General features: G+C 44.3%; 5 protein-coding genes. All 5 read right to left on the reverse strand.

Features of this window, described 5'->3' with window-relative positions:
- Positions 1 to 4: 4 nt before the first annotated feature.
- The 5 genes from K9M52_RS15840 to K9M52_RS15860 all read right to left on the reverse strand — a co-directional run bounded on the left by K9M52_RS15840 (position 5) and on the right by K9M52_RS15860 (position 12700).
- Positions 5 to 697, reverse strand: a complete 693-nt coding sequence (locus tag K9M52_RS15840; RefSeq protein WP_224069407.1) for a CoA transferase subunit A — start codon at positions 695 to 697, stop codon at positions 5 to 7.
- 158 nt (positions 698 to 855) lie between these two features.
- The gene (locus tag K9M52_RS15845) at positions 856 to 5595 is read right to left on the reverse strand and encodes an Ig-like domain-containing protein (RefSeq protein WP_224069408.1); all 4740 of its coding nucleotides are present in this window, start codon (positions 5593 to 5595) and stop codon (positions 856 to 858) included.
- Between the two features lie 516 nt (positions 5596 to 6111).
- A complete protein-coding gene (locus K9M52_RS15850; RefSeq protein ID WP_224069409.1) occupies positions 6112 to 6903 on the reverse strand; it encodes a response regulator transcription factor in 792 nt (263 codons plus the stop codon).
- A 43-nt stretch (positions 6904 to 6946) separates the two neighbouring features.
- Positions 6947 to 10270: a ligand-binding sensor domain-containing protein gene (locus tag K9M52_RS15855; protein ID WP_224069410.1), complete on the reverse strand. Its 3324-nt coding sequence runs from the start codon at positions 10268 to 10270 to the stop codon at positions 6947 to 6949.
- Between the two features lie 36 nt (positions 10271 to 10306).
- The gene (locus K9M52_RS15860) at positions 10307 to 12700 is read right to left on the reverse strand and encodes a GH92 family glycosyl hydrolase (RefSeq protein ID WP_224069411.1); all 2394 of its coding nucleotides are present in this window, start codon (positions 12698 to 12700) and stop codon (positions 10307 to 10309) included.
- Positions 12701 to 12745: the final 45 nt, after the last annotated feature.

A 12745-nucleotide genomic window follows, 5' to 3' on the forward strand; every position in this document is an offset into this window, starting at 1 on the left:
TGAACTAGTCTCTCACTGTTATCTTTTCAATGCGCTTCACGTAGTTCTCTCCCTGAAAAACCCGGTGTACGTAAACGCCTGCCACATGAACCTGATCCGGATCAAGCTCTCCCGGCTCTACCAGCTGTTCTACTTCGGCAATGGTAATATCTGCAGCTTTCGCCATTGCCATAGAGAAATTACGGGTGGTTTTTCTAAAGATGAGATTTCCCATTTTATCTCCTTTCCAGGCTTTGACAAAGGCGAATTTGGCATGAAGGGCGTATTCCATCAGATATTCTTTTCCGTTAAAGCTTCTGACTTCTTTACCTTGTGCCACTTCAGTTCCGATACCTGCACGTGTAAAGAAGGCTGGAATTCCCATGGCGGCCATCTGAATACGCGTTGCGAGTGTACCCTGAGGAATGAGATCTACCTCTAATTCTCCGGATAATAACTGTCTTTCGAATTCTGCGTTTTCACCTACATAACTGCTCATCATTTTCTTGACCTGTCTGGATTGTAGTAATAGACCTAATCCAAAATCATCAACACCTGCATTGTTGGAGATGCAGGTTAGATTTTTTACACCGGATTTTACTAGATGGTTGATGGAATTTTCGGGAATACCACATAAACCAAATCCGCCTAGCATAATAGTATCACCGTCCTGAATATCATATATTGCCTTTTCGGCATTTTTAAAGGATTTATCCATGAATGTTTGTATTTAAAATATAAATGCTGGTATAAAGATAACGATTGTTTGTTAATATATGGCACGCATTCAGATTATTTTAAACAAATACAGCACATGTTCAGATAACATGTGCTGTATTTGCCGGTGTGGGTTTTACAAATGTAAGACCGTTTCCTTTATAGCTTAATGATGCTAAACTTTTGTTTTTTACCCGACTCGCTGTCGGTCAGAAGGACAAAATATTTACCGGCGGACAGCTTGCTTACACTGAGCTGATCTCCTTGTTGAATGATAGAGTGCAAAACCTGCTTGCCTTCACTATTGTATATGTTGAGCTGGTAGCTTTTGCCATTGGTTAGCCCGACAAATTGCAGGCGGGTTCGGACTGGATTGGGGTAAAGTACTACTCCCCTGTCGGAGGGTTCTTCTCCCTGCGGTGGCGGGATCGGTTTGTCTGATTTATCTATTGGGGTCTTTTTGCTAAGCAAAGTATTGGTACTTTGAGCCAGATTGCTCATATCTCCCTGACTTAAGGGTACATAAAATTCCAGACTGGATTTAAGCATTTTGCCTTCTTGGAGGGCGGTAATAGCCTCCGGACTCATGCCTGCCCTGTAGAAGAAAAGATCTTTAATACTCAAGGTCTCGGGTGCCTGGAGATCATTGATGTAAAAATAAGAAGGTACTAGTTTTTCATCGATCTCGCCTGCTTTTACGCCGTCAACATATAAAATGGTGGCACCTCGGGCATAAAAATGCGTAAGGGTAATTGTGTGCCATTTGTCATCGTTCAGGATTGTGCTTGTTTTTATGCCCGACCCCTTCGGGGAAGTATAAATCAGGGTGCCGTTAGAAGCATCTAAGCTGATGACTCCTTTATGATTCAGTTCACTAAAATAGGCCAGTGTACCAGTACCCTTGGTTTTTACGCCTAAACTAAAGGTAAAGGAATGGACAATATCTTCTGGCAGGAAGTAATATTGCTGCAGGGTAACTGTATTGCTGAGCTGAGTGGCTGAGGAACTCTGCCGTTTGGGCAGAGGCTTGCCATTATCCAGCGCATCAAATAATGAAGGTACAATGGTATAGAGCATCTCTTGATGCCCTGCGTCGTTAGGATGCAAATCATCATAGCGATAGTCTGCTGCCCAATGACCGTTTCCGTCATCTATGGCACCGAGCAGATTCATGCTTGGGGCATCAAGCTGATGGATAAACAGATCCATTTTTTTGATGTAGAAATAATCATCAGAGGTATAATCGGAACGCGTGTAATTGTTATTGATAACCGGGATCATGTTGTCTGCCCGGGCTAGTGCCATCATTTTCAGCAGGTTTTCCTTAAACTGTTTAAATGTGGCTTCTTTGTCCTGACTTTCATGAATGCCCTCATTGCCCAGAGATAAGCCGATGATAACATATTTACCGCATCCCATCGCCAGATCTCGGTTCCATCTGTCCAGTACATTGAGGGTATTGTTGCCACTGATCGCTTTATTGATAAGATTCCAGTTTTTACCCCTGGACTGATCAAATCTTTTGGCCAGTAACTGACCATACAGGTAATTATAACCGTGGTTATCCACGGCGCCAAAGCCGAAGGCTACGGAAGACCCCATAATTGTTATTTTCTTGGAATCAAGGCTGGCACAGGCTATGGAATAAGTCTGTCTGTTAAGATCTAATGTCAGGTTGTAGGCATTATAGTCGGCCTGGATATCGTCTAAATCATAACCCAGTTGCCCTGCATCCTCATAGACCATTACTTTATCTTCCGTGCCAGTGACATGATAGATCCGAAAATCGTCTCCCTGATTCAACTGAAAGAAGAAGTTCTTATTTCCGTCATTGATGACTTTGTCCATGGATACCTGACCTGACCATATTCCCAGAGAGGAATAGTTTAATTTAACTTCCCCAGTGGCACCTTTTATGGTAATCTGTTCGATTGGCAGCACGCTGATGGTACCGGCAGCCATATTTACCCGTATACGTACCGTTGAGTCGCCGGTGGCCGAGAATGCTGGTCCATCCCTCATTACAAAAGATTCGTCCGCCCCCATTCCATAGCGGGGGGAAGATTCTTTATTTTCCGGTGAAAAATAGAAGTCACCGGTATTTTTAAGGCGGGTATAGATTTCAAAAATGCCACTTGAATTGCCGTCTGCATTTTTAAGCAGGTGCATGGCCAGATAATCCGATTCGTCCTGGCTGTCTGACAATGCAGATCCGGAAATATACATTTGTTGATACTGATGCGTAACCTGAATGGTTTTGCGCGCAACAGTAGTGGATCCATAATACCTGCTTTTGGCACTAACCGTTACCTCGCCATTGCTTATTGCCTGCAGGTAGCCATTTCCATCGATCCGGGCAATTGCCGGATTATCTACGGACCAGTATACTTCCTGAACGGTCGCATTGTCCGGTGTGATAACGGCCTTCAGTTGTTCCCCGCCACCCGGTTTATTGATGTCGTTTCCCTCGATGCTGATCTTCGTCGGAGCAATAATCGTCATATCCAGGCTTTCCAGGCTTAAGGCGTTCAGGTAACCATAGGCGCTCGCTACGTTCCTTAATGTAACTCTTAGTTTGCCCGTTGAATCGGCAAAGAGGATGGGGGTTGTGATCAGCTGACTGATATTGGTATTTACTCCGGCTCCTTCCAGGTCCTTGCCGGAGGTTTGAAGGGTATCAATATAAGTGCTGATTCCCTCTATGGTGAATTCCGTTTTGCGTACTTCATCCTGCAGGCGGCTCCCGTACAAATTTAATCGATAAGCAGTCAGTGGGTTCAGGCCGTCAAACTCAAGCGTTCCGGTATTGTTCTCCACAAAGAAGAAGTCCATTGTGGCGGTACCAATATTAAGGGCGCCTAATAGCGGAGAGGTTATTGTAGGTCCCATCAGGGATCCGGGATTAATACTGAAGGTTTTGGTTGTCTGGATACTCCAACCAGTGCTGCTATTTTCACGATCAATTACATCTAGTTTATCTCCTTCGTTATTACCTGTGAAATTGTTCCAGTAATATCCCATATTATCGGGACTCTCAGTTGGTTTACAATTGTTGCTGTTACCCAGGGGGCCCAGATCAATCAGTACAGCTTGCTTAACTGTCAGCTGACCCGATATCTGAATGGATAGGATACCGGATATATAGGGATTGTCCTTGCTGGTGGCCTTCACCTGAACGGTACCATTACCCAGGGCTTTTATAAGGCCTGTGGAGTCTATGGTGGCCAGGGTGGGATTATCAACGCTCCAACTAACGGCCTTAACCGTGGCACCAGCCGGATCTATTATCGCCTCCATTTGTGCCGTACCTCTCGGGGTCGAAATCCCATGACCGGTGACAGTGATATGCTCAACTGGTACCTTAATGTTTTCGAATACTTCCAATTTGAGATCATTGAGATATCCGTATGCACTGGAGTTGTTCTTAACATCTAATTGTATGTGGCCACTTGGATCCGGATATATAATGGGTGAAATATAGGTACTGTTGATATTGGTGTGATTGCCGGGGCCACCCAGATCGGATCCTGAGGTCTGTAGGCTTCCTGAAACCGTGCCGATGCCGTGAAATGTATAACCGGTTATCCTTGTTTCTGTTGTTATCCGGCTACCGAATAAGGTAAATCTATATCCTTTTTCAGGATCCAATCCCGAAATCTCGAAAGAAGTCGTTTTGTTCTCTACATAGAAGAAGTCCATTGTTGCCGTTCCGGTGGATAGTTCGGCCAGACGGTCCGAAACGGATAGCGGTCCCATAAGTTGACCGGGATTGGCGCCGAACTCTCCTAGGTTCGTGAAACGGATTGCTGTGGCATTTCCTTCTATATCCGTCAGAGCGATACTGGCGCCTGAAAGATTATCTGTAATATTGGTCCAGTAATTGCCCGCGTCGTCCGGGCTGGCTGTCGGTTTACAGTTATCGGTATTACCGACGGGTCCGAAATCCACCAATAGGATATTGCTGGGTTTTATCTGGCCGCTGACCTTAACCCGGCAATTGCCTTTTATGATTGGGTCATCCAAGCTGGTTGCAGTTACGGTAACCGTTCCGTCTGCCTTGGCCTTGAGTAGGCCATTTTGATCAATAGAGGCAACTGATGGATCATCCACAGACCAGGTAACTGTCTTAACGGAGGCGTCCGCTGGGGCAATTGTTGCCTGCATTTGTAAAGTACCCCCAAGAATATTGATCGCCGCGTCTTCCAGGGTGATTGAACTGATCGTCACTTTTGCGTCCTGGTAAGCCTCCAGTTTAAGCGCATTGAGATAACCAAAAGCACTAACCCTATTTTGCATCTCCAAAAGGATGGTGCCATTTCGATCTGCAAAAAGCATCGGGGTCTTGAATACCTTATTGAGGTTACCGTTTTTACCGATGCCTTCCAGGTCCTTACCGGAGGTCTGCAAGTCTCCGGTACAGGCATTGCCACCTGTCAGGGTATAGGTCGTGATCCTCGTTTCATCTGTGAGGCGGCTTCCATATAAATAAAATACATAACCCAGATTAGGGTCCAGCCCGGTAATCTTCAGACTAGGTTTACTGTTTTGGGCGAAAAAAAAGTCCATGGAGGCTGTACCGATTCCCAGCTCGTCTAAATGATCGTTGTCGGCGGTAGGACCCATCAGGTCTCCCGCATTGACGATGAAGCTCTGCACTGTTGTTACTGTAAGGGAGGATTGCTCTCCTTTACTATCTAATAAAGGCAGGGAGGCGCCGTTGTTACTGCCGGTAAAATTGTTCCAGAATAATCCATCTTTATCCGGACTGGCTGTAGGTCTGCAGTTTTGTGTATTTCCAACCGGACCAAAGTCAATAAGCCAACTAGTAGTTTTAGTCTGTGCCTGAAGCATGGAAAACCCCATAAGGATTCCCCAGATAAATAGCATTACTTTTTTCATATTTAGAATTTGGTTTTTTATAAACTAAAACCTCTTAGGCCCTGTTTCAATGGTTGTTAGAACAAGGCCTTGGAGAGGTTATCACTACATGTAAACCCAAATTATTCATTGCTGACAAAATTCCCGCTTCGGTACAATTGGCAATTGCACTGCCGGCTGTTCCGGATACTATCCATTATTTAGTTTTGCTGACCACCTAATGATCGCATTATCCGTTGGTGACAAAACAAGCGCGATAAAATCAGCCGGGCATACTATGATGGAAGGACGAACTGTTCCTGGCAATCATGGTCTATTGGGACAGTTCAACAAAATCATGCGTATTCTCCTGATTTGAAGATCTTTACTTTTTTCTCTGAACGATTTGTTTATGATTTGGTTTTAATTTTTGTTCTATGGCAAATTTGTCTTTTTAAAAAACTAACAAGACTTCCATTTGAATCATTTATTTGCGTATTTGATTCATTTTTACCCAAAGAATGATTCTGTTGATGGCGTTCAAGGACTTGCCGGAGTTTACCTATTACGCCTTATTTTGTCCAGAAACTCCGAAGGAGTCATATTGAATTGTTTTGAAAAATTACGGCCAAACTGCCCCAATGAATGATAACCAACCATTTCAGCAATTTCGCTGAAGCGGTACCGGTCCTCTGCAATGAGTTCGGCTGCTTTGTTTAACCGAAGCAAGTGAATCATTTCATTGGGAGAAAGGTGGAAAAAGGTTTTAATTTTTCTGTAGAGGGTGGGTCGGCTAACATGCATTTTTCCCGCCAAAAAAACAACGTCTAAATCCGGGTTATCCAGATTGTCAAAAATAATAGACTTTATATCTTCAAGAAACGGCTCACTGGCTTTCTGGCCGGCATCGGCACTTAAATGCGCTAGCGGTGACTTTGTGTAAAAAGCCTGTAGTTGGGTTCTGTTTTTCAGCAGGTTTTCAATTTGTACTTTCAGGTGTTCTGCGGAAAAAGGTTTCTCAATGTAAGCATCTGCACCGATTTTCAACCCTTCAATTTTGGATTGCATGGTGTCTTTAGCGGTGAGTAATATCAGAGGGATGTGTGATAGCTCAGCATGTGATTTCATCCAGTCGCATAGCTCAAACCCATCCATTTCGGGCATCATAACATCACTGATGACCAAGTGAATACCCTTGGATTTCAGGATTTCACATGCTTCTTTTCCATCGTAGGCGGTATGAATCCTGTATTGTGATTGCAAAAGACTGTTCAGGAATAGAAGAATGTCTTCTTGATCGTCCACCAGTAAAATAGCCGGGTTGTCCTGTTCGAATTGGATGGCGGTCATGTGTGCAATTTTATGGTGGTGTGTAATCTAAAGATACGCATTATTAAATTACGGGAACGGGTAATAAAAGAGAAAAAGTGTTATAACAGTCTTCCTGGATGGAAAAGGTGAGACAGCCTCCGTGTAATTCAGCGAGCGACTTTGAGACAAATAAACCTATACCCGATCCCTGGATCTGCCTTTTTCGGTTCCATCTGAAAAATGGATCAAATATTTTTTGCTGCATATCCTCCGGAACGAGATGTCCGTCATTTTTGATACGGATAATAAAATGCTTTCTGTCAGTGGAAATATCCATGCTGAGTATAATGATATGTTCGCCGTATTTTAATGCATTATCCAGTAGATTGTTCAGCATTTTAGCCATAGCGCCCTCATCGGCTTTAACCTGTATCGTTTCCATGGGCGGCAAATAGAGAAAATGGATATCCTTATCCGAAGCAGCGGCTTGATATGGTTTTATGAACTCTTCCAAGAAGCTGCCCATTTCCATTTCCTTTAAACTCAGCGTCATGTTGGACTCGATTTTTCTGAAATCGAGTAAGTCCTTGGTGAGCGAAAGCAAACGATTGGTATTGCGCTGCATCAAATCGATATATCCTTCCAGATGGGGCAGATGATCTTTTTCTTTTAATATTTGCTCCATGGGTCCTTTGATCAGAGTAAGAGGCGTCCTGATTTCATGGGCGATATGGGTAAAAAAATCCACTTTGGACTGATACAGCTCTTTTTCTTTTCTTAAAGAGTATAAAGTCATTTTACGCTGATTTCGAATCTGATGCCTGCGATTGTTGTAGGTTACACCCAAAAGAATAAACCCTAGAAATAATAGTCCGTATCCTGCATAGGCTACACGAGATTTCCACCAGGGAGGCAAAATGGTAATATTGATATCTTTCTGATTATCCATCCATTTTCCCGAACTATTAGTGGAACGAATAGATAATTTATAGTTCCCCGGCGGCAGATTTGTAAAATAGATACTCCGGTCGTTCTTTAATGATGTCCAGTTATTTTCCAGGCCTTCGATCCGGTAGGCATATTGCAGGTTGGTCGGCGAATTATAACTTAATGCGGCAAAGTCAAAACTAAAGGTAGACTGTTTATGTGTCAGCTCCAGCTGGCTGCTGGTAATAATGGATCTTTTGAGCGGTGAATTGACTGAATCTACCGGTACTTCCTGATTAAAGATATGGAAATCCGTCAGATAAAGCGGTGGCTTAAAATGACTCACTTCCTGGTCATAGGGGTTAAATCTGATTAAGCCTTTTAGGCTGCCAAAATAAAAATAGCCATCTGTGTCACCGTAGGCGGACTGGTAATTGAACTGGTTATTCAACAGGCCGTCTGCCTTATTGAAAATGGAAATATTGGCACCGTCAGGAGAAATTTTTGCCAGACCGTTGGAAGTAGTGGCCCAGGTATTATTCAGACTATCCGTCAATGTGGTGTAAACCGTATTGGAGGGAAGGCCATGGTTACGGTCAAATATCTGGACATGTTTTAAATCGGTAACCCTGTACAGCCCACTCTCTGTTGAAATCCAGAGCCGGCCTATACGATCTGCTTTTAGAAACAATATACGGGTGGACATCAGTAAATCCTTGCCATCCTGCTTTATTTTTAGTCTTTTCCAAATGCCGTTTTCGTTGTAGTATAAGCCGTGAGTGTGTGTGCCCACCCATATCCTGCCTGACTGATCTTCTGTAAGTGCCGAATAAAATTCTTCCAGCGGAAGAGCCTTAATACGCGAAAAATATTGTTTTGAAGGATTAAAGTAATAAATTCCCTTTGAGGTACAAACCATGATACTGTCCCGGGAAGTCTTGTAAATAAGATTAATAAAATTGCTGAACAACCCACTGCCGTCATGGGCCAGATAGTGATCGGTAAATTCTCCGGTTTTGACATTCATGACATCGATGCCATGCTCAAAGGTGCCGATATAGAGCAGATCACCGTCACAGAGCATTCCATGAATATTAGTGTGGGCAGCCTGTCCTTTAGGACCCGGCACAACATTTTTGAACCGAAGCGTTTTAAAATCGGCTTCATTGAGCCCGTTGTCTTCGGTACCAATCCAAAAATGCCCATACCTGTCTTTGGTAATCTCTCTGATGACGTTACCGGTAAAAGAATGATGGCGCGGACCCGGATAAAATTTTTCAAATTGCATGGGCCGGTTGGCGAGATAATCGATTCCGCTAAAATAGCTGGTAATCCAGACGCCTCCTTCCCTATCCTTGCAAATGGAATATAGGGCATTGTCTGATAAACTGTACGGATCTCCGTACATCTTTCTTATCTGTTCTACTCTTTCTTTCCGGCCATTGGCGGGATAAGCCTTTTGGTAACAGAATAACCCTTCTTCTGTCGCCACCCAATATTGGCCCGGTTTATATTCCAGAATATCCCGGACAAATATTTCGGAACTGCCATTAGCATTATGCAACAGCGGATGACTAAACTGATTTTGTTTTACATTGTAGGCTACCAGGCCTTTTTTGGATGTACCGATCAATAATGTATCCTTTCCTACAGCCAATATTCTTTCAATAGAACCACCCTGCAATTGTTTGGATGGAAGTAGCCGGGGCCGATGTTGATTTTGGGTGACGTAAAATAATTCGCCACTGATTGTGCCTAACCAGATTGTGCTATCAGGCTGCAACGCGATAGAAGTGATTTCGGTACCGGCGTACTGGACCTGGCTTGTTTTTGTCAGGGTTAAATTTTCTTTATTAAAATGGCTACCGGTATGGTCCGGCAGTTCCAGGGTATAGAGTTTGCCACCGGCGGACACCCACAGCCTGCCGGCCCCATCCTGCTCAATGGCTCGGACATACTGTTCTTTCAGTGCATCTATGGCATAAAAGTTATCCATATCTACATTGAAGAAATACAAACCTCCTTTACTGGTTCCTACCCAGAGCCCGCCGTCTCGATCCTCAAATAAATAGGTAATACCGCCGCTGCCGAGACTGTGGCGGCGATGCGGATCATTACGAAAGACTTTAAAGTTGGTGCCGTCAAACCTGTTCAGTGCATCAGATGTGCCAAACCACATAAAGCCTAGCCGGTCCTGAAGACTACAAATCACGGTATTATTTGATAATCCGTCTTCAGCTTCGTAATGGCGGAAATTAAGTGCCTGCAATTGACGTGTCCATTGTGTCTGCTGATCTGGCCGAGCGCTTTTCAGTAGTTGAATCTGAGATTTGACACAGTGAGGCGTAAAAAGCATAAGGGGTATAATAAACAGGCAAAACAAATAGCCCAGGCAAACACGATCTCCGGTTCTCCTTAGTTGACTCAGGGTGAGCCGAAGATCGCGTTTGCCTGAGCCTGCTCTCATATACACCTGCATAGGATACGATTTGTGATCGAGTAGTACTTATAGTGATTATTGTATAATTTTTGTGGCGGAGACAGAAAACGGGCGGTCTTCCTGTTTCGTCCCTCTGTGCTTGTCGGGGGTACTGCTCATTTCAAGCACCAGTTTGCCACCTGCCATAATTTGTTGATTGGTTATATAATTCTTAGTAAATGGCTTACCGTTTAAGGTTGCTTTGGCAATGTAGACGTGTCCGGAATCATTGTTTTTGGCAACAACGGTAAATCTCTTTCCGTTCTCAAGACGGAGCGTTGTTTTTTTAAATAACGGGCTGCCGATCACGTATTGGTTTGTTCCCGGACATACACTATAGAAGCCCATCGCACTCAAAACATACCAGGAAGAAGTCTGCCCCTGGTCTTCATCTCCAGGATATCCGTTTTCAGTACTATTGTACATCCTGCGCATAATCTCACGGACATGTTGTTGCGTTTTCCAGGGCTGTCCGGCATAGCAGTATAGGTAAGCCATATGTTGAATAGGCTGGTTACCGTGTGCATACTGGCCCATATTGGCGACAATCATTTCCTTCATTTCGTGGATCATACCGCCATAGCTACCTACTTTTACATCATTTTTAGCGGTAAAGACTGCATCCAGTTTAGAACAAAAAGCTGTATCGCCACCTATTAGATGGATCAGGCCTTTAATGTCATGGAATACGGACCATACCCAATGCCAGGCGTTTCCTTCAGTATAAGGGCCTCCCCATTCAACGGGGTCGAAATTTTTACTCCACTGCCCTTTTGCATCCTTGCCCTGCATAAATTCGGTAACGGGGTTGTAGACATGCCTGTAATTGAACATCTTTGCGGCAAATATTTTTTCATATCTGGTCTGTCCCGTGGCTTTGGCCAGCATATAGGCGCAAAAATCATCATAGGCATATTCCAGGGTTTTGGCCGTCGCTTCCCTGACTTCGGGATAGGGCACATAACCCAGAGAATTGTAGTATTTATAACCATCTCTTCCATTGGCTGGCCCCCAGGGGCCTTTATTATTGGATTCATGGTAATAAGCATCCAATGCTTGTTTGGGGTCAAAACTATGGATACCTTTTGCCCAGGCATCCGCCAAAAGTGAAATAGCATGATTGCCTATCATGCTTCCCTGCTCATTAGGGAAGGACCAGGAAGGCAGCCATCCGCATTGTTTCTGGGCTTCTAGCAGTTCTGCTGTATAGCGACCCTGTTGGGTGGGATACAGCAGCGCATTTAAAGGGAATTGCGCCCTGAAGGTGTCCCAAAAGCCAGTATCTGTAAAAATGTATCCATAATGGATTTTTCCGTCATAGGGACTAAAATAGTAAGCCTTCCCATTGCGGTCAATTTCGTAGAATTTTCTTGAGAAAAGGCTGGCCCTGAAATAACAGCTGTAGAACGTAGCCAGGTCTGCCTCAGAACCTCCGCTGACGCTGATCGTAGCCAGGTGCCGGTTCCAGACGTCCGCGGCTCTTTTTTTTGTGTCTTCCAGCGATTTGTCCTGGCCCAGTTCTCTTTCTAGATTCAGGGCGGCCTGATCGGAACTGATGTAAGATGATGCGACTTTTATCTGTACAGTGGTGCCGGGAGCAAATTGCAGATAAGCTCCTACTCCTTTGCCTTCTGCGGATTTTTGTCCCGGATTTTTGGTATTGTGCCTGTTTTCCCATGTGCCATATTTGAGTACAGGCTGATCCAGTTTGGCGATAAAATAACTCTTCCAGCCTTTCTGGAAGCCTCTTCCGTTATTGACAAACCCGGTAAGTGTTCGGCCATCCGGATTAATCTTTATACCGCTGAGACCAGTGTAGCCGTCCAAGACCAGGTAAGCCGGATGTCCTTTCGGAAAGCTGAAGCGAAGATGTACGCCCCTGGTGGTCGGTGACATCTCTGTTGTGATATGATTGTCAAGGGTAACTTTATAATAGTTGGGTTTGGCTATTTCATTTTTATGACTGAACCCTGTAGCTCGGTCATTTTCATTAAGTGCCAGGGAGTCTATCACAGGCATTAATGAGAATACCGCATAATCATTGGTCCAGGAGCTACACTGATGTGCTTGCTGAAACCCGCGGATCGTATGTTTAGTGTATTGATATTTCCAGCCGTCGCCGTTGTTGCCTGTCTGAGGTGTCCAGGTGTGCATTCCAAACGGCAGGGCCGTTGTGGGATATGTATTGCCATGGGTTAGTTCAAAAGAGGAGTTCGTGCCCTGTAAAGTATTAACGTATTGGACTCGCTGTTTTTTCTGACCCTGCGCCGCCGAACCTATGCAGATAAAAGTACTTGCCAAAAATAATCCCACCACCAGCCTGAAATACGGATGTTTATTGGAATGTATACGTTTATGGGTCCCTAAAAGTTCCGGCGAGGTTGACCTGTCTTTTATTTTTGTTTTAATCGGAAATAAAAAATTGGACATAGAAAGAAAGTTTTGTAAGGCACGCCGCGACGATGATGGACGGCC

It is taken from the genome of Arachidicoccus terrestris (genome assembly GCF_020042345.1).
Taxonomy (GTDB): Bacteria; Bacteroidota; Bacteroidia; order Chitinophagales; family Chitinophagaceae; genus Arachidicoccus; species Arachidicoccus terrestris.